This window comes from Rhodospirillum sp. A1_3_36 (assembly GCF_047263945.1).
GTDB lineage: Bacteria > Pseudomonadota > Alphaproteobacteria > Rhodospirillales > Rhodospirillaceae > Rhodospirillum.
Genome location: NZ_JBLAVB010000001.1, coordinates 263,956 through 286,132, shown reverse-complemented (window position 1 = coordinate 286,132; position 22,177 = coordinate 263,956). Strand labels below are relative to the sequence as shown.

General features: G+C 57.5%; 19 protein-coding genes. 8 read left to right on the top strand and 11 right to left on the bottom strand.

Translation table 11 applies throughout. From position 1 onward, the window contains the following. The first annotated feature begins 195 nt into the window (after positions 1-195). The 7 genes from motA (at position 196) to ACLIRY_RS01185 (ending at position 7,508) form a co-directional block, all read left to right on the top strand. Positions 196-1,056 carry a flagellar motor stator protein MotA gene (motA, locus tag ACLIRY_RS01215; protein WP_413203520.1) on the top strand — a complete coding sequence of 287 codons (861 nt, stop codon included), beginning with the start codon at positions 196-198 and terminating at the stop codon, positions 1,054-1,056. Positions 1,057-1,139: 83 nt separating this feature from the next. Continuing rightward, entirely contained in the window at positions 1,140-2,255 is a 1,116-nt protein-coding gene (locus ACLIRY_RS01210) for a flagellar motor protein MotB (protein WP_413203519.1), read from the top strand. 73 nt (positions 2,256-2,328) lie between these two features. Then, positions 2,329-2,757 carry an RDD family protein gene (locus tag ACLIRY_RS01205; RefSeq protein WP_413203518.1) on the top strand — a complete coding sequence of 143 codons (429 nt, stop codon included), beginning with the start codon at positions 2,329-2,331 and terminating at the stop codon, positions 2,755-2,757. Between the two features lie 233 nt (positions 2,758-2,990). Continuing rightward, positions 2,991-3,752: an arginyltransferase gene (locus tag ACLIRY_RS01200; protein ID WP_413203517.1), complete on the top strand. Its 762-nt coding sequence runs from the start codon at positions 2,991-2,993 to the stop codon at positions 3,750-3,752. Between the two features lie 290 nt (positions 3,753-4,042). Further along, complete coding sequence (locus ACLIRY_RS01195; protein WP_413203516.1) at positions 4,043-5,143, top strand: TRAP transporter substrate-binding protein; 1,101 nt, start codon at positions 4,043-4,045, stop codon at positions 5,141-5,143. A gap of 248 nt (positions 5,144-5,391) precedes the next feature. Then, the gene (locus tag ACLIRY_RS01190; RefSeq protein WP_413203515.1) at positions 5,392-5,934 is read left to right on the top strand and encodes a TRAP transporter small permease subunit; all 543 of its coding nucleotides are present in this window, start codon (positions 5,392-5,394) and stop codon (positions 5,932-5,934) included. Next, positions 5,931-7,508: a TRAP transporter large permease gene (locus ACLIRY_RS01185; RefSeq protein WP_413203514.1), complete on the top strand. Its 1,578-nt coding sequence runs from the start codon at positions 5,931-5,933 to the stop codon at positions 7,506-7,508. Before ACLIRY_RS01190 ends, ACLIRY_RS01185 begins: the two co-directional genes overlap by 4 nt. Positions 7,509-7,632: 124 nt before the next feature. Here the strand turns inward: ACLIRY_RS01185 and ACLIRY_RS01180 are convergent, their stop codons facing one another. Both ACLIRY_RS01180 and ACLIRY_RS01175 read right to left on the bottom strand, forming a co-directional pair. Next, complete coding sequence (locus tag ACLIRY_RS01180; RefSeq protein ID WP_413203513.1) at positions 7,633-9,747, bottom strand: EAL domain-containing protein; 2,115 nt, start codon at positions 9,745-9,747, stop codon at positions 7,633-7,635. Between the two features lie 845 nt (positions 9,748-10,592). Continuing rightward, complete coding sequence (locus ACLIRY_RS01175; RefSeq protein ID WP_413203512.1) at positions 10,593-11,135, bottom strand: hypothetical protein; 543 nt, start codon at positions 11,133-11,135, stop codon at positions 10,593-10,595. Positions 11,136-11,339: 204 nt separating this feature from the next. On the opposite strand from ACLIRY_RS01175, the gene ACLIRY_RS01170 reads away from it, so the two are divergent. Next, positions 11,340-11,741, top strand: a complete 402-nt coding sequence (locus ACLIRY_RS01170; protein ID WP_413203511.1) for a GFA family protein — start codon at positions 11,340-11,342, stop codon at positions 11,739-11,741. Between the two features lie 24 nt (positions 11,742-11,765). On the opposite strand, the gene parC is transcribed toward ACLIRY_RS01170, so the two are convergent. The 9 genes from parC to ACLIRY_RS01125 all read right to left on the bottom strand — a co-directional run bounded on the left by parC (position 11,766) and on the right by ACLIRY_RS01125 (position 21,957). Further along, positions 11,766-14,000, bottom strand: coding sequence for a DNA topoisomerase IV subunit A (gene parC / locus ACLIRY_RS01165; RefSeq protein ID WP_413203510.1), 2,235 nt, complete (start codon positions 13,998-14,000; stop codon positions 11,766-11,768). A gap of 138 nt (positions 14,001-14,138) precedes the next feature. Next, positions 14,139-14,888, bottom strand: coding sequence for a DNA repair protein RecO (recO, locus tag ACLIRY_RS01160; RefSeq protein WP_413203509.1), 750 nt, complete (start codon positions 14,886-14,888; stop codon positions 14,139-14,141). A gap of 30 nt (positions 14,889-14,918) precedes the next feature. Continuing rightward, on the bottom strand, positions 14,919-15,101 hold the full coding sequence (locus tag ACLIRY_RS01155; protein ID WP_413203508.1) for a hypothetical protein: 183 nt from the start codon (positions 15,099-15,101) through the stop codon (positions 14,919-14,921). Positions 15,102-15,116: 15 nt separating this feature from the next. Then, positions 15,117-16,067 (bottom strand): GTPase Era, encoded by a 951-nt coding sequence (gene era / locus ACLIRY_RS01150; RefSeq protein WP_413203507.1) that lies wholly within the window; start codon positions 16,065-16,067, stop codon positions 15,117-15,119. Positions 16,068-16,522: 455 nt separating this feature from the next. Next, positions 16,523-17,197 carry a ribonuclease III gene (gene rnc / locus ACLIRY_RS01145; RefSeq protein WP_413203506.1) on the bottom strand — a complete coding sequence of 225 codons (675 nt, stop codon included), beginning with the start codon at positions 17,195-17,197 and terminating at the stop codon, positions 16,523-16,525. A 14-nt stretch (positions 17,198-17,211) separates the two neighbouring features. After that, positions 17,212-17,955, bottom strand: a complete 744-nt coding sequence (gene lepB, locus ACLIRY_RS01140) for a signal peptidase I (RefSeq protein WP_413203505.1) — start codon at positions 17,953-17,955, stop codon at positions 17,212-17,214. A gap of 138 nt (positions 17,956-18,093) precedes the next feature. Next, positions 18,094-18,840: a pyridoxine 5'-phosphate synthase gene (locus tag ACLIRY_RS01135; RefSeq protein WP_413203504.1), complete on the bottom strand. Its 747-nt coding sequence runs from the start codon at positions 18,838-18,840 to the stop codon at positions 18,094-18,096. 188 nt (positions 18,841-19,028) lie between these two features. Next, a complete protein-coding gene (locus tag ACLIRY_RS01130) occupies positions 19,029-19,808 on the bottom strand; it encodes a DUF2062 domain-containing protein (RefSeq protein WP_413203503.1) in 780 nt (259 codons plus the stop codon). Positions 19,809-19,812: 4 nt separating this feature from the next. Next, entirely contained in the window at positions 19,813-21,957 is a 2,145-nt protein-coding gene (locus ACLIRY_RS01125; RefSeq protein ID WP_413203502.1) for a RelA/SpoT family protein, read from the bottom strand. Between the last annotated feature and the right edge of the window lie 220 nt (positions 21,958-22,177).

The following is a 22,177-nucleotide window of genomic DNA, read 5'->3' as shown; positions in this document are numbered from 1 at the left end:
ATGGAACCTTGTCGACCCCGGTATCGATTGTGACCGACGTCAAAAAGTTCCTAATCGATTAGGACAGATGTCAACGACTTCCTAACGCTTTTTTTGTACTAGAGAAAGGGATCCGTCCACGGTACCAATGCGTAACCAAGTCAAGGTTCATTCGCGCCTACCAGTCCCACGTGCGCAGTCTCCCAGGGAGCGCCCATGCTTATCATCATCGGCAGCATTATCGTTCTCGCCAGCGTGATCGGCGGCTATGCTGCCCCCGGCGGCCATCTTGACGTTCTGTGGCAACCGTTTGAATTCATTATTATTCTTGGCGCCGCCATCGGCAGCTTTGTTATTGGCAATACCAAGACGGTACTGCTCGGTTCGATAAAAGCCATGGGCCCCATGATGAAGGGTCCAAAACACGGCAAGACCAGCTATCTCGAGCTGTTATCGTTGTTGTACACCCTCTTCAGACTGGCCAAAACCAAGGGTGACCTGGCACTTGAAAGCCATATCGAGAAGCCTGAAGAAAGCCCGATTTTCCAAAAATTCCCCAATTTCTCCCACGATCATCACAATGTGGAGTTCCTCTGCGACTACCTGCGCCTACTCACCTTGGGCACCAACAACGCCCATGAAGTGGAAACAATCATTGAGGCCGAAATCGAAAGTCACCACGCGGAACATCACAATGTTTCAAAGGCCATCAATGACATGGCCGACGCCATGCCCGCCCTGGGTATTGTGGCTGCGGTGTTGGGTGTTATTCACACCATGGGATCGATCACTGAGCCGCCGGAAGTTCTGGGGCATCTGATTGGCGCAGCCTTGGTCGGCACGTTCTGCGGCGTGCTCCTGTCTTACGGTTTCTTCGCCCCCTTCTCCAGAGCCATTGAAGCCGCGTATAACAGTGATACCCAATACCTCCATTGTATGAAATCGGGAATTCTGGCCCATATGCAGGGCTACGCTCCGCAGGTTTCCATTGAATTCGCCCGCAAAACCCTCCCCCCCAGCGTAAGGCCAACTTTTGCAGAAGTGGAAGACACGGTCAGCAATCTGAGCTCAGAATAAGAGAATGGGAAGGTCCATGATTTCGCCACCTCGCTAGGGGATGATGCGGTCTGGATAGCAATCGTATGGATAGGTAATTACCCTTGGCCGACCAACCACTGATCATCAAACGCATAAAAAAGGGAGGCCACGCCGCCCATGGTGGCGCATGGAAGGTCGCCTACGCCGACTTCGTGACAGCGATGATGGCCTTCTTTCTGCTGCTCTGGCTGTTGAACTCAGTGACCGAGGAACAACTGGAAGGCATTTCCAACTATTTTGCCCCAACAGCGGTGTCCATGAGTCCCAGTGGGGCCGGTGGCGTCCTCGGTGGACAAGTCCTTGGCGAAGGGGCCAGCCAGTCCAATTCCAGCTCCCCTTCCGTCCAACTCACCCTGCCCCCGCCAACCATTGGCGCCGGAGGTCAGGACTTCACCGATGCCAACGAGGGCCTGGACCCAACGACAGAAAGCGCCGACATCCCCATGAAGGGTGACCCCAACGCCTATCCGGACGACACATCGCTTGATGGCCTGGGCAAGATCGGTATGGACTCTGGCGATGGGAAAGGGAAAAGCGCCTCTGAGGCAGCCTTGGCCGCCGCACAAGAACAGAAGCAGCAGGAGGAATTCAACAAAACCGCAGCGGAAATTCGTCAGGCAATCCAGGCGGTTCCTTCCCTTAAGGCGATGGCCGACAGCCTTCTCATCGACAACACACCGGAAGGTCTGCGAATCCAGCTGGTCGATCAGGACGGTTTGTCCATGTTCCCTTCCGGGTCCAGCCGGGTCCTTAAGCATACCCGCCAAATCCTGTCCCTGGTGGCTAAGGCCATCGCCGATCTGCCCAATAAAATTTCCATCGCCGGACATACGGACGCCACCCCCTTTGTCGACCCCAGCGGCTACGGCAACTGGGAGCTTTCCGCAGATCGCGCTCTGGCCAGCCGTCGCGTCCTGAGCACCATGGGAATTGGCGACAATCGAATCGACCGGGTGGAAGGTAAGGCCTCGACCGACCCCCTCCTGCCCAAAGATCCGACCAATGAGGAGAATCGACGTATCACCATAACACTGCTGCGCGACCGGAACCTCTTCCCTGCAAGTGGAGAAAATGGCACTCCCGGGGCGAATGGCGGAACCAGCGAAGGAACAGCTCCCGGCGGAGCAGGAGGTCGGATGCCGTCCATCCTGGATGTCCCGCGCACGGACCAACTGTAAAAAAGGCAACTCCATGGTCACCCCAGACGCACCACCTCCCTCCCCTCCCCGCGGGGCAAGGGTTCCTGACCCCTTGACGGAGCCGGCCTTTTACGATGGACTCCTTTTCAAACGGGTTGTCGCCTTCGGCATCGACATCATCTGCGTCGGTGGGCTGTTCATTCCAGCTCTGATCATTCTGTTCATGATGACCGCCCTTAGCCTCGGCTTGCTTTGGTTTCTGATCGGCCCTGCCCTGGGAATCCTGCCAATAGCCTACCACACCTTGACCGTCTCGGGACCTGCCTCAGCCACCATCGGTCAACGCGTAATGGGTATGCGTGTCTTGTCCGAAAACGGTTCACCCCCCACTTTCTGGCAGGCCCTCGTGAACGCCATGGCATTTTACATCCTAGGCGGAGCAACCGGTTGGCTGGTCGTATTGGTCGCCCTGTTCAACGATCAGCGGCGATGTGTCCACGATTTCCTGGCTGGAACAGTCGTTGTCAACCGCTTAGCCTGACCTTTGAGATGCCTTAGACAACAAAAAAGAGACAAACGAATGCCACCCACCGCTCAATCCCCTTTCGACAGACGGAGGCCCAGGCTAAACTGTGGGCAGGTGCATAAATAATTAGGCGGATAGATGACAGGTTTCGGTCGCGCGCGGCCTTCACCCGACTGTATATGCCAACGCTTGTTGTGCGAGACTTAGCCGTCAAACTCGGATCTCCGCAGACTTATGGATAGATGCTGATGGACCAGGGACCGATACATCGTCCCAACTTCTTTTTCACCACGGCTCCCATGCCTTGCCCCTATTTAGAGGGGCGGCTGGAACGAAAAGTGGTGACAGATCTGGCGGGCGCCGAAGCAGAAGCCTTGCACGAAACCCTGTCCCGGGCCGGTTTTCGACGCAGTCACACCATCGCTTACGCCCCTGTTTGCCCCGGCTGCAACGCCTGTATCCCCGTGCGGATCCGTGCCCGGGAATTCAATTGGACGAAAAGCTTTCGCCGCCAAAGCAAGGCCAATAGAGATCTGACCGCCACCTTCGTCCAAGCCCGGGCCACAGTCGAACAGTTTCACTTGTTCTCCCAGTACCAGCAGGCCCGCCACGGGGACAGTGACATGGCCCTCATGGGCTTCTTCGACTACCGCTCGATGGTCGAAGACAGCCCGATCACCACCTCGATTGTTGAATTTCGCGATCCGAGGGGAACGCTGGTAGCCGCCTGCCTCTTGGACCATCTCGCCGATGGCCTGTCTGCCGTCTATTCTTTCTTCGACACAACCTTGTCCGGAAACCGGGGCCTAGGGTCCTGGATGATCCTTTGGATGGTAGAGGAAGTTTTGCGTCGAGAGCAGGACCACGTCTATCTGGGTTATTGGATCCCAGAAAGCCCAAAGATGGCCTATAAATCTCGGTACCGCCCCCTGGACATCTTTGGCAAACAAGGCTGGGCCCCCCTTGATCTTTCGGACTTAGAAGAGACAGCGTCTTTTCCAAACCCTTAGGGTGCGGTGCGGCAATGCGATCTTGCCGTTCACACTCATCTTTTGATCTGAATTCATTGGCTTATCGCATTGTCACCGGGCGGAAAGGCTCTATATAGTCGGTCATGCGTTCATCCTGCGTTGAATTCCATTCACTCGCCACCTGTCGAACGCTATTTTGTTTGAGTGAAAAGAGCGGAACGATCCCTCGTTGTCGCTCTCCGCACTAAACCGCGTCCGCCAAATCTTTGCAAAAAAGGGGGCGGGGCAAACCGGGTGAAACCGTCCAAGTCCAGGGAGACGAATAAATCATGAAACGTAGAGATTTCCTGACCGGCGCTGCGGCGACCGGAGCCGTTGCGGCCGCGGCCACCGCATCCAGCTTCCCCACGCCCGCCATCGCCCAGGACGTCCGGGAACTGAAGATGGTGACCACTTGGCCGAAAAACTTCCCGGGCCTGGGCACCTCCGCCGAGCGCGTCGCCCAACGCATCACCAAGATGACCAACGGCCGCCTGACCGTGAAGGTCTTCGCCGCCGGTGAACTGGTTCCCGCCTTCGAGGCCTTCGACGCCGTCTCCAGTGGCACCGCCGAGATGTACCACGGGGCCGAATACTACTGGCAGGGCAAGTCCAAGGCCTTCAATTTTTTCGCTGCGGTGCCCTTCGGCCTGACCTCCACCGAGATGAGTGCCTGGATCCACCATGCCGGTGGCCAGCAGTTGTGGGACGAGTTGTCTGCGGGCTTCAAGATCAAACCCTTCCTGGTCAGCAACACCGGCGTTCAGATGGGTGGGTGGTTCAACAAGGAAATCAACAGCCTGGAAGACTACAAGGGCCTCAAGATCCGCATGCCTGGCCTGGGCGGCGAAGTCTTGCGCCGTATGGGCGCCGCTGCAGTGTCCCTCCCCGGTGGCGAGATCTTCCCGGCCTTGCAGTCCGGCGCCATTGACGCCACAGAATGGGTTGGCCCCTGGAACGACTTGGCTTTCGGTTTCTACAAGGTCGCAAAGTACTACTATTATCCCGGCTTCCATGAGCCCGGCACCAGCCTGTCCTGCGGCGTGAACATGGACTTATGGAATAGTCTGTCCGACGAGGATAAGGCCATCGTCGAAGCGGCCTGCACAGCCGAGAACGACTACGGCTTGGCCGAGTTCAACGCCCATAACGGCGACGCCCTCAAAACCCTGATCGACGACCATGGCGTGCAGCTCCGCAAGTTCTCAAATGACATCATGGCCGAGATCGGCAAGATCTCCGGTGAGGTGGTCCGGGAAGTGGGAACCGAGAACGCCGCTACCGGCAAGATCTTGGAGAACTTCATCGCCTTCCGTGACAAGGCCGTTGGTTGGGGCAAGATCGCCGATCAGGCCTACCTGAACGCGCGCACCCTACCGTTCAAGTACTAAACCGCTCAAAGCGGCGCGTTCTCTGTTGGGAACGTGCCGTTTTCCCTTTCCGCGTGCTCCCCGGACAGGGACAGAGCATCGAGCGGAAAAGTGGGAGCCGGTTTTCCGGCCCACTCGATGCTCAACCTGTTGAATCTAGATCAAATTACCCACCTTAAATCGAGTCCGATTTAAGGTGGGTTGATCGAGCGTCCGGCCCCTTCGTGGAAAAGGCCCGGCCCAATTGGGGGCCGCGTCGGGAGGATAAAGTGACCTTTCTCTATCGCCTTTCCCGTCTGATCGACGGGTTCAGTATGGTGACCGGCAAAGCCATCGCCTGGCTGGCCATTGCCATGGTTCTGGTCCAGTTCGCCGTTGTGATGATGCGTTATGTCTATGGCATCAGCTTCATCTGGATGCAGGAATCCATCACCTACATGCACGCCTTGCTGTTCATGGTGGGCGCTGGCTATACCTTGCTGATGGATGGCCATGTGCGAGTCGACGTCTTCTACCGGGAGGCGGGCCAACGGAAGCAGGCGCGGATCGACCTACTGGGGGCGATTTTCTTCCTCATCCCCTTTTCCATCCTGATCATCGACGTATCTTGGGGCTATGTGGTCAACTCCTGGGCGGTCCACGAGGGCTCAAAGGAGACCAGTGGAATCCAAGCCATCTTCCTGTTGAAATCTGTCATCCCGCTTTTCGCGGTCCTGTTGATCCTGCAGGCCCTATCCATCATCGCCCGATCCCTGCTGGTCCTGAGCGGACGCGGCGACCTGTTTGAGACCCACAAGGAGCAGGCCCCATGAGCATGTTCGCCAAGGAAGCCTACGCCCTGGCCATGTTCGCTGCCACCTGCGGCTTTTTGCTCGCGGGCTTCCCCGTCGCCTTCACCCTGGGTGGATCGGCCCTGCTGTTTGGCTTGGTTGGATATGGCGTCGGCATCTTCGACATCGCATTCCTCAGCGCCATGCCCCAACGCATCTTCGGCACCATGACCAACGAGGTGCTGATCGCCGTCCCCCTGTTCGTCTTCATGGGCGTGATGCTGGAGCGCTCGAAGGTGGCCGAGGAACTGTTGGACAGTATGGGCCGCATGTTCGGCTCTCTCCGAGGCGGCCTGGGCCTTTCGGTCTGTCTGGTGGGCGCCCTGCTTGCGGCCTCAACCGGCATCGTCGGCGCCACCGTGGTGACCATGGGGCTGCTGTCCCTGCCAACCATGTTGCGTCGGGGCTATGACCCTGCCGTTTCCTGTGGCGCCATCTGCGCCTCGGGCACCCTGGGGCAGATCATTCCCCCTTCCATCGTGCTGGTTCTTCTGGGTGACCAGATCTCCAACGCCTATTCCGATGCCCAACGGGCACTTGGCAACTGGTCGCCGGATCCGGTCAGTGTCGGCGACCTCTTCGCAGGCGCCCTGATCCCTGGCCTGATGCTGGTCGTGCTCTATATGGCCTATCTGGCCTTGACCGCTTGGCTGCGCCCCCACACCTCACCGGCCATCGAGATGGAAGAGGTCGAGTCCAAGGGGGAAATGTGGTCACGCATCGCCCATGCCCTGATCCCGCCGGTGGTACTGATCGTTGCCGTCCTCGGCTCGATCCTGACTGGCGTCGCCACCCCCACAGAAGCGGCCGCAGTGGGAGCCGTTGGCGCCCTTCTGCTCGCAGGCATGCGGCAGGAAGGGACGTCTCCCAAGCCTATTTATGTGGCAGGCCTGGGCTTGCTCGTCGCCTTGATCATGGTGCGGACCTTCGACCTGCGCGTCGCCCGGGACGAGATTGGAACAGGCGACATGGTTGCCATCATCGTGGCAACCCTTGCCTTGCTGGCGGTGTTCTATGGGCTGGTGGTCGCCCTAAAGCGAGTCTATATCTCGGGCGTTCTGACGGAGGTCAGCCGATCGACCATGAACATTTCCTCCATGGTCTTTGTGATCATCGTTGGCGCAGGCCTCTTCTCCCTGGTCTTCCGGGGATTGGGTGGCGAGGAAATGGTCCACGAGTTCCTGACCAACCTGCCTGGTGGAGCCTTAGGCGCCATGCTCGTGGTCATGGGAGTGATGTTCTTCCTGGGCTTCTTCCTGGACTTCATTGAAATCGTTTATGTTGTCGTGCCCATTGTCGGACCGATCCTGTTGAAGATGGACTTGGACCCGGTCTGGCTGGGTGTGATGATTGCCATGAACCTACAGACCTCCTTCCTGACTCCACCCTTTGGTTTCGCCCTGTTCTACCTCCGTGGCGTTGCCCCGCCGGAGGTGAAGACCATGCATATCTACAAGGGTGTCTTCCCCTTCATCCTCATCCAACTTCTGGGACTGGGTCTTGTGGCCCTGTTCCCTGAAATTGCCACATGGCTACCGAGTGTGATCTTCAGCTAGAGTGCCTTCGAGGCCAAATTGGGCCAAGAAGTGGCCCAATTTCATCTCAGGGTACTCTAATGCAATAAAACGCCCCGGCAATCCCCACGCCGGGGCGTTTTTTTTACGGCAACCCGGTCATCTCTCACCGACCCTCAAACGCCACGACTTCTTCCTTAAAATGGAGAATGAAGGACAGGGCATCTTCACTCGCCAGTGGTCTGCTGAAATAATATCCTTGGAACGTGTGGCATCCCAGGTCTGTCATAACCGACAACTGATCGGCGTCCTCTATACCTTCCACCACAACATTTGTGCCAATGGAGGAAGACAAAGACACAATACTGGTTACGATATGGCGGTTGGCCGAAGCCTCCATATTTTGCGTCAAGGATTTATCGATCTTTATTTTATTGATCGGAAGCTCATTGAGGTACCGCAGTGAGGTATAGCCCATACCAAAGTCATCGATGACGAGGTGAATTCCGCTACTGTGAAGGACCTGGATGTTTCTATATTCGATTTCCGTTGATGCAATGACCACGGACTCCGTAATTTCCACTTCAATGCGATTTGGTGGAATCCCATGGGTTCGCAGGACATCAAGGATCCGCTCGGCCAGGTCCGGTGTGGTCAATTGCCTCGGGGAAATGTTGATCGACATCGTGAAGCAATCGGGCACCCCTGCACGGATCCATATGGCAAAGTCGGAACAGGCCTGATCGAAGATCCGGTACCCCAGATCGCTAACCATACCGGTGTCCTCCGACAGAGCAATGATCGTCGGCGGGGGGATCACGCCAAAAACCAGACTCTTCCAGCGGAGAAGGGCCTCCACTCCCATGACAGTGTTGGTACGGATATCCACTTGGGGCTGATAGACCAGACCCAGTGGGTTGATACCCTTTGGTGGTATACTCAGTTCATCGGCCAGAATACGAGCCACATGACCCTCCATACCCGGACTATGGAGGCATTTCTTCCATTCTTCCGGAGGCACAACGCACTCCGCCCGACTATTCAAGGCTTTTAAGGCCGCTTGAATGCGCTTACCGTTCACCCGTTCCGAGATACTCAAGAAGGGGAGATAAAGGGCGAGTCCGATGCCAAGGTTGACCACCTGTAACACCGTCCCAGAAACTGACCCCGTTGCCAAGTATCCACTCAAAAATGGGGGCATAGACCAAGGGACGGGGACAACAGTTCGTGGAACCAAGTCCAGGGCCGTTGCCCCGTAGGCAATCAGTAGTTCAACGATCGGCACCAAGATAAAAGGGATGGCGTAAATTGGATTATAGGCAATCGGAATTCCGAAAATAAGCAAACCATTCACGTTGAAGATCGCAGTCACAAGAGCAAACAAACACAGATTGCGTGTACCCTGATCTTTGCTTTTCCACAGTATAGCGATAATCAGAGCGAGCGTTGATCCCGCCCCCCCCATATGGGAAAAAGCATTCACAAATTGGTTAGTGATGATATTCAGGGGTTCACCGCCCAGCTGGACGGCCATGGCGTTTTCCTCCCCCATCGGATAGAGGAAGCCTTCGCGCACCAAAAACAGAACGGCGGGGCCGTGAATGCCAAGAAGCCACAGACATTGAGAGGCGAGAACAAGGAGCAGCGCGCCGAGTAAGGGCTGATCTTCCTTCACAAATATGTGAAACGCCGCATCTTGGATAAGATCTGAGACCGAGAAATCAACGAATTCCCACAGGGCATAGACGCCCCCACCAAAAATAAGCAGCGTGACGCAAACCGCAGGAAAAAAGGTGAAAAGATCAAAGGATGTCGGCGAAAACCCAACCGAAGATTGCGCTATACGCAAGGGAGGGATCATTGCTATCAGTCGAAATACATATGTTGTGATGACCGGGATAACAATGGACAGAGGAAGGCCGACCTCCATAGGGAAGGCTGAAAAAAGACCGCCAAAAAAGATTTTAGAGACCATGATGAAGACTGCGATGGCAATGATCGTACTCATCGCGGCAAAAGAACTACTGCGCTCGCTGAGCGCGAGGGCAAGCATGATGGATATCCCACAGAGCACGGTCAGAGAGACAATCTCGTAAGTCGATTGGATAAAAAAGTCGCAGACCTGAATCCAATACCCATTCGACCAATCCATGGCCCAATTCTGGAAAGCAGCGGATGGAACGTTTCTAAGACAAATTGCCACAACACCAATGAAGATCAGGGGCAAGGAAACCGTGAATCCCCTTTGGATAGCGTGAATAACAACCCCAAGATGACCCATTCGTCACCTCCCCCAGAGATAGATTTCAAGACAGAAAGCCATTTTTAGTCGATAATAGAGTACTATTATACCCTATTTTCGAGAGGTTGTATTGCATTGTATTCTTCATGAAAGACACAGTTACTCTCACTTCCCTACATCAAAATGAATACAAGAACAAAAAACGCCAACGATTTTTTTTATTTCAGAAATGAAAAACAATATGAAAATCCACAATTTAATTATTTTTATATTAAAATATTATTCTCACAATCAAATAAAATACATCATGTACTAAATCTACATTCAAACAAAGGAAACTTTTATGAATCTAGCAACCACTCGTCTTCTAGGCACACCTTACATTGATTGAACACCTGCAATCATAAGGCCGGGTATGTTGCGACAAAGATCTGCTTCATTTCAACGCAATCACAGAGATATGAGCTTAACTCGTGCCTCATGAGATGATGTGGTAAGTTGAACTGGTCCAGACCCAAGAACACAATTCTTAGAGGTGGCAACAATCCCCCACAAGTCAAGTTGTGCAGGAATATCCTGACGCATATGGCGTTTTCGGCCAGCCTTCAGAGGTCGCCATCAAAAAAGATCAGATTCGTTCAGGGATTGCCGGTTTCCCGAGGGTAGATCAAGATGAAACTAGATCTGATCCACAGTACACGACAGTGTCTCGTGTTTTTTGGGCGATAGCCCAAACCCCCATTTTCTTTTAAAAATAACAGCCTGGGGTCTGGGGCCTTTCGGCCCCAGTGGGGGACGGGGCAAAGCCCCGTGACGGGAAAACACCCCTGTCGTGTACTGTGACGGAAACCCACGCCCCCTCTTCCTCATTCCGCTCTATAAGGTCAATGGAGACATTCCCCCGCCCCAGCTTCACCCAAATAGCCTAGGGCAACCGCTTGAAAGCGCTCCACTTCCCGCTGCACGGCGTCGGCTGCCCAGCCGACCCGGGGCAATTTCTCCATGGCTTGGACCAGCGCGTATCGGGAATGGGTGAAGCAGGCCTCACGGATCGGTCTAGCAAGGGTCTGATCGCCCAGAACCCCCTCCAAGCGCCAACACAGGGCTAAGACGAGGATACCCGCCTGCTCGAGCGCGCCGGACCGTATCGCCAACTCTGCGAGATTGCCCGTGGATACAATCAACATGGGAGCGGCATCCACCCCGGCAGGTCCCTGGCCCCTGATAAAGTCACCGAAGAAGGCCTCTGCTTCGGCCAAGGCCTCTTGATAGAGGATTTCCGCCTGATCGAGTTTCTCGGCCTCAAAGGCCGCATTCCCCCGACGTGTCAGGTCCTTCCATCGATCGTCTCCCTGTCGCACACCACGGAGGTGGGGGGGCGTCATGGCATTGGGTGTGACACCAATGGATTTGAGCAAGCGGGCCATCTGCGTCTCCTTCTTGGGGGAATGGGACCGACGGCCCCTCAACGGTCGTCATTCGACCATCGCGAAGCTTGCCAAAAATGATAACGACTCGCAATTGCACATTGGAAACCCAATGGAAGGGAGGCCAAAGGGGGATGACGCCCGGGCTTTACTCTCCTACTCTTCCCGCGTCATACGAGGCAGAACGAAAGAGAGTGGGAATCCATGGCATACACTGGGGAATGTTTTTGCGGCGGCGTAAAATATAAAATTGAGGGCGCCCTCCACCGTCCGCGGATCTGCCATTGCTCCCGCTGCCGGAAGGCCTTCAGCGCCCAAGGAAACGCCTACGCCGAGGTTGACCCCGGTGACTTCTCCTGGATCCAAGGGGAAGAGTTGCTGACCACCTTTCCGGCCGATGGAAACTCGGGGAAACGGTTCTGCCGGGTCTGCGGCTCAACCCTTTGCGGGGTTGTGGATGGCCGTGTCCATGGCGTGACCCTCGGCACCCTGAACCAAGACCAAGGGATCACCCTGCAGGCTCACATTTTCGTTGGGTCCAAACCTGCCTGGGACACCATCAATGATGATGTCCCCCAATTCGAGGAATTTCCGCCGGATTGGTAGCCCCCCCCTGGACGACCCCAGGGTCTACTCCCCAAAGCTGTTGGTCCGGGGAAACCCCTGGGGCGGCAACCGCCCCTGCCCGGCCCGATCACCCAACCACGGTGACAGATCGGTCTCCGTCCGGGTGCGCTCGCCGGATTTCCAGGTCAAGCCCTCTTCCAGCTTGAAGGTCTTCAGGTCGGCGATCCCGCCATCCTTGTACTTCTGGATAAAGACCCCCTTACCACGGCTCATGGACGGAAGCTGCTCCAAGGGGAAGACCAAGAGCTTGCGGTTCTCGCCCACCACAGCCACATGATCCCCCTTCACAACCCGCACCAGGGCGGCCCTTTCCCCTTCGCCAAGGGTCAAGATCTGCTTGCCCACCTTGGTCTGGGCTACCACATCCTTTTCCTCGATCTGGAAGCCCCGCCCCACGTTGGAGGATAGAATGAGGGTCCGCTCCGGATCGTGCACCATCAGTTCAACGATATCGGCGTCCGGTGCCATGTCGATCATCAGACGCAGGGGTTCGCCGAAGCCCCTCCCCCGGGGCGGACGATCGGCAGCCAGGGTGAAGAAGCGCCCCGTCGTATCGAAAATCACCAGCTTGTCCGTGGTCTGGGCATGAAGGGCCAAACGTAGGGAATCATCGTCCTTGAACTTGGTGTCCTCCCCAGCTTCCTGATGCCCCTTCACGGCCCGGATCCACCCTTTCCGGGAAAGCAGCACCGTAATCGGCTCCCGCTCCATCAAGGCTTCGATAGGCACCACCATGGCCGAGGGCGCATCCCCCAGGGCGGTGCGGCGTGCGCCAAGCGACGTATTCGGGCCGAAGGCTTTGCGGATCCCCTTGATCTGGGTCCCAATGGACGTCCAACGGAGCCCCTCGTCTTCCAGCAAAGCCTCCAGGTCTGCCTTCTCTGCGGACAGGCCCTCGTGTTCCTTGCGCAGCTCCATCTCTTCGAGTCTGCGCAGAGATCGCAGGCGCATATTGAGGATGGCTTCGGCCTGGACGTCGGACAGCTCGAAGGCCGCCATCAAAGAGGGTTTGGGCTCGTCCTCCTCGCGGATGATGCGGATCACTTCGTCCAGGTTCAGAAAGGCAATGATATAGCCGCTCAGCACTTCCAAGCGGTGGTCGATCTTGGCCAGACGGTGGCGGGAGCGGCGCTCTAAAACCTCCATACGGTGGTTCAGGAAGGCTTGCAAAACCGCCTTCAACCCCATGACCCCCGGGATCCCCTGCCCGTCCAGCACATTCATGTTCAGGCTGAATCGGTTTTCCAGATCCGTCAGCCGGAACATTTGCTCCATCAGCGTTTCCGGATCGACGGAGCGGTTACGGGGCTCCAACACCAAACGGATATCTTCAGTGGACTCGTCCCGGACATCGGCCAGGATGGGCAATTTGCGGCTGTTGATCAGGTCGGCAATCCGTTCGACCAGCTTGGCCTTCTGGACCTGATAGGGGATCTCGGTAACCACAATATGGTAAAGGCCGTGGCTGAGGTTTTCCTTCTCCCAGGTCGCCCGCACCCGCATGGACCCCCGCCCCGTGCGGTAGGCTTCGCGGATGGTTTCCGGGCTTTCAGCGAGCAGGCCACCGGTGGGGAAGTCTGGGCCCTTCACGAATTCCATCAGGGAATCGGGCTCGCATTCTGGCTTTTTGATCATATGCAGCAGGGCGTCGCAAAGCTCGGCCACATTGTGGGGCGGAATATTGGTGGCCATGCCCACGGCAATGCCCGATGAGCCGTTGGCCAGCAAGTTTGGAAAGGCAGAAGGCATGACGATGGGTTCGTTTTCCTCCCCATCGTAGGTCTCTCGGAAGTCAACGGCGTCCTCATCCAACCCTTCCATCAGGGCGGCGGCCACCTCGGTCAACCGGGCTTCCGTGTACCGCATAGCGGCGGCGTTATCGCCGTCGATATTACCGAAGTTGCCTTGGCCCTCCACCAGCGGATAGCGCACGGCGAATTCCTGGGCCAAGCGAACCATGGCGTCGTAGACGGAGGAATCCCCATGGGGGTGGTACTTACCGATAACATCGCCGACGACCCGGGCACATTTCTTGAAGCCCGAGCCCGGATCCAGCTTGAGCAACCGCATGGCATAGAGCACGCGACGGTGTACCGGCTTCAAGCCGTCGCGCACATCCGGCAGGGAGCGGGACACGATGGTCGACAGGGCATAGGCCAAATAGCGCTCGGAGAGGGCTTCCGTCAGGGGAGCCTCAAGAATCTCCCTCGGCTCGGGTGCGGCGCCTTTCTTGCTCATGCGGGTCGGGTCCTTGGAGGTCAGTAGGGGGGCCAGTCGTCACACAAAATGGGCGGGGACAAAGCCCTGCCCATCGCGAGATATAGCGCACTTTCAGCCGAAGTGGGAACCGGTTCAGCGTATTAAAAATATTCCGGTTCAAGACCCGAGAGCCCAGCGGGCCAAGCGATCAACCAGCCTTCTCCGGGCCAAGGGGAGCCTCTTGCCCGGTGGTAGTAGGGGACTGACCTCCAGGAAGTGCCCCGTCAGCGCCAGCGCCTGTGTCACCTCTTCCCCGGTCTGGGGACGACCCTCAGGCTCCAGCAAGAAGGCAGGCATGGGAAGCAACCGGGACAACCAGGGACCGGCAGCCTCGCGACAGACCGCCCGTCCGCTGCGGGGCGAGACATGAGTCAGGCCCTCCGTCACCCCCGTGACAGCGCATTGGGTCAGGTCCAGACCGAACCCAACGGCGGCGAGCAACGCCAGTTCCCATCGGGCCAGGGCTCCGGCCCAGTCCAGGTGATCATCCCCATGGGCCAAACTGTCCAGCAGAAGAAGAAGGCCATCGAAGACCTCCGGATGGGGAGCCCGGTCGGGCAGAACGACCTCGGCCAGGGCGCAGGAGGACGCAAGCGCCGCCAACCGATCCCGGTCTGACAGAACCAATCCCGCCACCCCGGCCAAGGGCTCCAAGGTCAGGGTGCCCAAATGATCCTCCAGCCGGGCTTTCCAATGGGCCTGAACCAGGGTGCCCGGCTCCAGGGTGGCACGCAGCCTACGCCCCTGCCCGCCCCGCACCACACCTCCATGGCGGCCATGGTCCGTCGTCAGCAGGGAGGCCACCACCGCATCCTCCCCTTGGGGGCGGGCCGAGAGCACGATGGCGCGGTCGTTCCATTCGATCACGACACTCTCCCAGGGAGGGATAAAGGGCGCTTAAAACAGGAGAAGGGCCAACCCCAGGACCGTGCAGAGAATCCCGCCGAAAACGGCCAGGGCCACGGCCCATTCAGGCAAACGCGCCCGATAGCGACTGGAGATCAGCCCCACCTGGGCCACGCCCGCCCACAGCAGTAGCATTCCCCAAACGCCCAGGCCATGCCCGTTGCTCCCCGTCATGGATAGAGCCTTCCCTTAGGCATCGAAGTCAAGACCCCATTCCGTGTACTGGTCCCGGTCATCCCATAGCCGATCATTGACCTTCACATGGAGGAACAGGTGAACGGGGCGCTCAAGAATCTCGGACAGATCCTCGCGGGCCGCACGCCCCAAAGCCTTCACCCGGGATCCACCCTTACCCAGGACGATGGGCCGCTGGCTTTCCCTTTGTACCAGGATCGTCTGGTCCACCCGCACCGACCCGTCGGCGCGTTCCGTCCACGAATCAGTCACCACCGCCACCGAATAGGGCAGCTCCTCGTGGAGCTGGATGAAAATCTTCTCCCGGGTAATCTCCGAGGCCAGCAGGCGTTGGGGCAGGTCGGAGATCTCGTCTTCGGGGAACATCCAGGGCCCCTTGGGCGCCACCTCCCCAAGGTAGGAGAGGATATCGTCGCAGCCGTGCCCCTTCAGGGCGGAAATCATGAAGATTCGCTGAAACTCCATGGCCTCGTTAAACTGGGCAGCAAGGGCAAGCAGGGTCGGGCGCTCAATGGCATCCACCTTGTTCAGCGCCAAAATCGCCTTGCGCCCGCTGTCCTTCAACTTGTCGACGATCCGGGTTACGTCGCCCGTCATGCCCTTCTGCGCATCAACGACCAGCAGAACCAAATCGGCCTCCAGGGCACCTTCCCAGGCGGCGGCAACCATGGCCCGATCAAAGCGCTTGCGCGGCTCGAAGATACCTGGGGTGTCGATGAAGACCACCTGGGCCTGTCCGACCATGGCGATGCCCCGGACCCTGGTCCGTGTGGTCTGCACCTTGTGGGACACAATGGTCACCTTGGCTCCCACCAGCTGGTTCACCAGGGTGCTTTTGCCAGCGTTGGGGGCGCCAATGACAGCGACGAACCCGCAGGTCGAAGCGATATCATTGGGATCGGAATGGGGGACGGTCTGCCCGTCATCGTCATGGGTATCGGTCATAACCCGTTTTTGATCTATGCCGGGCAAATGGACAAGTGTTTCCTCACGGAAATCGGAGAGAACATCGAGACGAGCCACATAAAGCGAGGAGATCCGCCACCCAACCACGGGGAGAAGAGAGCACCGGAAGAGGAGTCCATGGGACCCGAAATCCAGGTAACACCCGACTGGGACAGTTCCGACCGAAACCAAGGAGCCATTATTTCTTGCTCCTAGATCATAGGGTTAGAGCGGAATGAGGAAAACCGGTCACGGTACACGACTGTGTCTTATATTTTTTGGGCGATTGCCCAAACCCCCATTTTCCTTTTAAAAATAAGAACTTAGGGTCTGACCTCTCGGCCAATCAACGTCCGGGGTCTGGGGCCTTTCGGCCCCAGTGGGGGACGGGGCAAAGCTCCGTGACGGGAAAATACCCCCTGTCGTTTACAGTGAAAATCGATACCCAGGTTTCCTCATTCCGCTTTAAGCCGTGCCAGAAGCGTTTCTGCTGCGGCTTGCTCGGCAACGCGTTTAGAGGCCCCACAGGCGGACTCCGGCTCTTCCCCCTTCACAGTGACGGTCACCGTGAACAGGGGTTTGTGGGCGGGTCCCTCGCGCCCCGTAATCTCGTAGCTGGGAAGGGGCAACCCACGGCCTTGGGCCCATTCCTGCAGGGCGGTCTTCGCGTCCTTGGGTGGGGTGGGATCCTCATCGATCAGCGCAGCCCAATGGCTCCGGACAAAAGCCTGGGCCTTATCGTGCCCCGCATCCAGATAGAGCGCACCCAGAACGGATTCGCAAACGTCGCACAACAAGCTGGGATTGGATTGGCCGCCCAGGTCCTCTTCCCCCTTTGACAGCTCCATCAGGGCGCCTAACCCCACCGACAAAGCCACCCGTGCCACCGTATCCTGACGCACCAAATGGGCATGGCGTCGGGCCATGGCACCCTCATCCTCGTCCGGAAATTGAGTGTAGAGCATCTCGGCCACAGCAAGGCCAAGCACCCGGTCGCCCAGGAACTCCAGGCGCTCATAACTGGGCGCCCCCTCAACGGACCGGTGGGTCAAAGCCCGACCGGGCAGAGTCCGGTCGGAGAAGCGGTGGTTCAGGATTCGCTCCAACACTTGGGTGTGGTCATCGACCATGGGGATGACCTCTTTTAATCGATCGGATGGAAGAAGCGGTCCCATCGGATGGCGGAGGGCCACTTCCAGACCTCCCAAATAGCGGCGGATCCATCGTGGGAGAAGAAGATGAATTCGGCCCGGCCAACCATGTTTTCAAACGGCACGAAGCCTACAGATGCCCGGCTGTCATCGCTATTATCCCGGTTGTCCCCCATCATGAAATAGTGACCTTCGGGCACATGGAACTCTCGCGTGTTGTCCAATATATCCTGGTCCCCCTGCCCTTCCAGGATGGGGTGCTTCACGCCATTGGGCAGGGTCTCGATATATTGGGTCACGCGCTTGACCCCCCCATTTTCCTCACGGCTGACGTAGTCTTCCACACGCTCCCGATCGAGCACTTTGCCGTTAATGTGGAGCCGACCATTGATCATCTGGATACGATCACCCGGTAGACCTACCACGCGCTTGATAAAATCCAGCGACGTATCCCCGGGCTTTTTGAAGACCACCACATCTCCTCGCTGGGGCGCATCCCCAAGGATGCGCCCCTCAACGGGAACCACGCCGAAGGGAAAAGAATAACGGGAATATCCATAGGAGAATTTTGAAACAAAAAGATAATCGCCGATCAACAGGGTCGGAATCATGGAGCCAGAGGGGATACGAAAGGGCTCATAGGCGAAAGTTCGGATCACAATGGCGATAAGAATGGCGAAAACGACCGTACGGACCGTATCTCCGAAACCGCCGGTGGTGTTCTTTTTCTTCATCATGAACTCATCTTTCGCATTATCAATTGAGATCAGTTGCCCAAGCCAGAGCGGCTTTCCAGGGCGCCAGAGATGAAGCCCGCCGGGTCACCCTTTGTCAAGGTTTCACCCGACAGCTTCGGACATCCAACCCAAGGTTCGCTACCGCTTGGACGCTGCCCGCGCTTCGCCCATCAGCAAGCGCATCCGCAAGATCGCCGCCTCGAGACCACTGAAAATGGCTTCTCCAATCAGGAAATGACCGATGTTCAATTCCTTGATCGTGAGGATCGCCGCCACCGGTTCCACAGTGTCAAAAGTGAGACCGTGACCCGCGTGGCATTCGAGGCCGAGGGTCTCGGCATGGGCAGCAGCGGTCCGGACGTGCTCCAACTGAGCCAGCCGCCCGGGACCGGCCGGAGTGTCGCAATAAGCTCCGGTATGCAGTTCAACCACCGGCGCGCCCAAGGCTTTCGCCGCATCAAGCTGAGTCAAATCGGGTTCTATAAACAGGGAAACCCGGATCCCCGCCTCACCCAACCGTGTCACGAAGGGAAGCAATTTATCGAAACCACCCTTCGCGTCCAGCCCCCCCTCGGTAGTGCGTTCTTCGCGCTTTTCCGGGACAATGCAGGCGGCATGGGGCTTGTGGCGCAGGGCAATGGCCAACATCTCCTCCGTTGCGGCCATTTCCAGATTCAGGGGCAGGTCGATTTCAGCCCGCAGCCGTGCAATGTCCCGGTCATCGATATGGCGCCGATCCTCCCGAAGATGGGCCGTGATGCCGTCGGCTCCGGCAGCGGCGGCAACCTGGGCGGCGCGCAGGGGATCGGGGTGGAGCCCCCCCCGCGCATTGCGAATGGTTGCCACATGATCAATGTTCACGCCAAGCCGAAGGTCGCCGCTCATGGCCAAGTCCTTTAAGTTTGAACACTCTAGATCCCGACGACCTTAGGTCTGATCGACCGAATTTCATAAACGTGATCTAAATTATATGGTTAGGAGGGAATGAGACAGAAAACCGCGATACAGTTTTCCTCATTCCGCCCTAAGGGGGGTAGAAGGAAATTACGGCAAAACCGTGGAAAGAAACCCCATCAGGACCGATGAATGGGGGGTGGCTCAGCCAAGGCGGATCCCAAGGAAGACGCCCCCCCTCCGTGCGTCTCTTCTTCAGCAGACATCCTCATGGCTGTCGGCGGAGCCGGAGGCAAGGGACTCCCCCCATCAGCGGTGGACGAAGCCTCAGGCCCTGGCTGATCTTCGCCTGCCTTCTCCCCCTGATGGTGCCGACCAAGCTCGGCTTTCACTGCCTTACGGTGGCGCCGAACGACCCGGGCATGCTGATAGCCTGCCACGGCCCGTTTGACGGGCCAATAGCTGATCACCCAAACCAGAACCCCCAAGGGTAAAGATCCAACCATCATGGGCAACCAAACTGGCAGCACCTGTTCGGTGAAGAGCCGTAGCTTTAGATGGGTAACAGATGTCCATAAGGCATGGAAGAACAGCGAAAAATTCACTGCATCGCTATTCACGTCATGCCCCATCAATCGGGCGCCAACCTCAAAGGTCGCCACCCAGATAAAAGGAAAAGTCCAGGGATTTCCCACCACCGTGCCAATAGCAGAGGCGATGAGGTTTCCCCGCATAACCCACGCCAGAAATGCCGCCAAAAGGAAGTGAAACCCCACCAAGGGTGTGATGGATGCCGCAGCCCCGCAGGCAAATCCCATGGCGATAGAAGCCGGTGTTCCCGGCAGGCGAGCCACGCGGTGCCCAATATACTGGGCAGAACGGCGCCATCCGGCGCGAGGCAGAACGAAGCCCCGAACCCTAGCAAGAAAAGAGGGCTTTTCGCGTCGATCAAACAACATCAGCTTAGTGCTTCGCCCGCTCCACGTAGTTGATGGCCGCATTGGCCCGTAAGGCGGCGATGATGTTCGTCAAATGACGGACATCTTGGACTTCGACATCGACCAGCATATCGAAGAAGTCCTGCTGCCGGTTTGTAATCTTCAGATTGGTGATATTTCCTAGATTTTGAGCAATGACCGTGGTCAAAGCCCCCAAACTTCCCGGTTCATTGGAAACCACGACCGTGATCCGCCCGACATGAGCCGTCCCCACAGTCTCGTGATCCCACCCCAGATCCAACCATCGCTCCGGCTCGTTGGAAAAGGTTTCCAATTGGTCGCAATCAATGGTGTGGATCGTGATCCCCTTTCCGGTGGTCACAATGCCAACGATACGGTCCCCGGGCAGGGGGTGGCAACATTTGGCGAAATGCATCGCCATGCCCGGAATCATCCCCCGAATACGCAAATGGGGTTCGGCCTCGGCCTTGGTTTTCTTCCGGTTGCGGCCAAAGCTCAGGGCATTGGCCAGCTTGGGCAGCATTTTAATACCCGGATAGACCGCCTGCATCACCTCTTTGGCGGTCAAATGCGTGGCGCCCACCTCGACGATCAGATCCTCGACCGCATTCAGACGGTACTTCTTCAGGACTCCTTCCAACCCCTTGTCCGTGAGTTGGTACCCCTGCTCCTTGAAGGTCCGCTCCAGAAGCTGGCGTCCCAGGCTCAGGTATTGGTCACGATGCTGGGAGCGAACGAACTTGCGGATCTGAGCCCGGGCCTTGCCCGTGACGACGAATCGCTCCCACTCCGGCGACGGGGTCTGGGCCTTGGAGGTGGCGATCTCCACCTGATCCCCGTTGCGCAACACCGTTCGCAGGGGCACCAGACGACCGTTCACCTTGGCCGAAACGCACCGATCTCCCACCTCCGTATGGACGTTGTAGGCAAAGTCGACGGGAGTCGCCCCACTGGGCAAGCCAATCAAATCACCCTTTGGGGTAAAACAGAACACCTGATCGGCGAACATTTCCAGCTTGGTGTGCTCCAGGAACTCCTCGGGCGAAGCGGTATGTTCAAGGATCTCCAGAAGTTCACGAATCCACCGGTATTGCCGCCCCTCCATCGAAGGCGTGCCCTGCTTGTAGGACCAATGGGCCGCGACCCCCAGTTCCGCGACGGAATGCATTTCAGCCGTGCGTATCTGAATCTCAATCCGCAAGCGCTGCGGACCGATCACTGCCGTATGAATGGACTGATAGCCATTGCGCTTCGGTGTGGAGATGTAATCCTTGAAGCGGTCGGGCACCATGGGATAGGCCCCGTGGATAATCCCCAATGCCTGGTAACAGCGTTCCAGAGTCCCCACGGTCACGCGAAACGCCATGATGTCGGACAACTGCTCGAAGGAGACATTCTTGCGTTGCATCTTACACCAGATGGAATAGGGGCTTTTTTCCCGCCCCGTCACCTCGGCGTCCAGGCCATTGGCCTTCAGCGTATCGCGCAATTCCTCAATAATCTTCGGCACCAGCGACCCACCCTGCTCCCGCAGGAAGGTCAACCGCGCTTCTATACTTTCCTTGGCATCCCCATGCAGCTCGCGGAAGGCCAAGTCTTCCAGTTCTGTCTTGATCTCCGCCATGCCGATGCGTTCAGCCAGAGGCGCGTAAATATCCATGGTCTCTTGGGCGATACGCTTGCGCTTCTCTTCCTTCTTGATGAAGTGGAGCGTGCGCATGTTGTGCAGGCGATCTGCCAGTTTGACCAAGAGAACGCGGATATCCTCGCTCATGGCGAGCAGCAACTTGCGGAAGTTCTCCGCCTGTTTGGCATTGTCAGAGGAGATCTGAATGCGGGTGAGTTTGGTCACCCCGTCCACCAGTCGCGCCACCTCCGTCCCGAACAACCTGCGCACCTCGTCAAGCGTGGCGTCCGTATCTTCAATGGTATCGTGTAACAGGGCGGTCACGATGGACGCGCAATCAAGCTTGTATCGCGTCAGAATTCCAGCAACGTCAATGGGATGGGAAAAATACGGGTCGCCAGAGGCCCGCAACTGCGAGCCGTGCATTTTCATGGCATAGACATAGGCCCGATTCAGCTGCTCTTCATCCGCGTTCGGATCATAGGCCTTGACCCGTTCGACCAACTCGAACTGCCGCATCATGGACGAAGACCCCGACCAATGTGGGGAATCAGGCAGATCTCTCCCGAACACCAGACCAGAACGACTCCGCCAGGAAAACGGGACGGAGATGCGAAACCAGCGTTAACGCGGAAAGTTATAAAGGCGCGCGATCGCCCCTGCATTGACCAATGCCCCCTACGGACGGAGGGTTTCCCTCGCGCAGCCCCAGGATTCGGATGGGGGGGATCGGTAGAAAACG

Bases quoted from the DNA above. Each gene is read 5' to 3' on its own strand.
- ACLIRY_RS01185 (WP_413203514.1), top strand. From the start codon at position 5,931: ATGAGCATGTTCGCCAAGGAAGCCTACGCCCTGGCCATGTTCGCTGCC.
- motA (WP_413203520.1), top strand. From the start codon at position 196: ATGCTTATCATCATCGGCAGCATTATCGTTCTCGCCAGCGTGATCGGC.
- ACLIRY_RS01170 (WP_413203511.1), top strand. From the start codon at position 11,340: ATGGCATACACTGGGGAATGTTTTTGCGGCGGCGTAAAATATAAAATT.
- ACLIRY_RS01175 (WP_413203512.1), bottom strand. From the start codon at position 11,135: ATGGCCCGCTTGCTCAAATCCATTGGTGTCACACCCAATGCCATGACG.
- rnc (WP_413203506.1), bottom strand. From the start codon at position 17,197: ATGGTCGATGACCACACCCAAGTGTTGGAGCGAATCCTGAACCACCGC.
- ACLIRY_RS01195 (WP_413203516.1), top strand. From the start codon at position 4,043: ATGAAACGTAGAGATTTCCTGACCGGCGCTGCGGCGACCGGAGCCGTT.
- ACLIRY_RS01155 (WP_413203508.1), bottom strand. From the start codon at position 15,101: ATGACGGGGAGCAACGGGCATGGCCTGGGCGTTTGGGGAATGCTACTG.
- ACLIRY_RS01180 (WP_413203513.1), bottom strand. From the start codon at position 9,747: ATGGGTCATCTTGGGGTTGTTATTCACGCTATCCAAAGGGGATTCACG.
- lepB (WP_413203505.1), bottom strand. From the start codon at position 17,955: ATGATGAAGAAAAAGAACACCACCGGCGGTTTCGGAGATACGGTCCGT.
- ACLIRY_RS01135 (WP_413203504.1), bottom strand. From the start codon at position 18,840: ATGAGCGGCGACCTTCGGCTTGGCGTGAACATTGATCATGTGGCAACC.
- era (WP_413203507.1), bottom strand. From the start codon at position 16,067: ATGACCGATACCCATGACGATGACGGGCAGACCGTCCCCCATTCCGAT.
- ACLIRY_RS01130 (WP_413203503.1), bottom strand. From the start codon at position 19,808: ATGTTGTTTGATCGACGCGAAAAGCCCTCTTTTCTTGCTAGGGTTCGG.
- ACLIRY_RS01125 (WP_413203502.1), bottom strand. From the start codon at position 21,957: ATGATGCGGCAGTTCGAGTTGGTCGAACGGGTCAAGGCCTATGATCCG.
- parC (WP_413203510.1), bottom strand. From the start codon at position 14,000: ATGAGCAAGAAAGGCGCCGCACCCGAGCCGAGGGAGATTCTTGAGGCT.
- ACLIRY_RS01200 (WP_413203517.1), top strand. From the start codon at position 2,991: ATGGACCAGGGACCGATACATCGTCCCAACTTCTTTTTCACCACGGCT.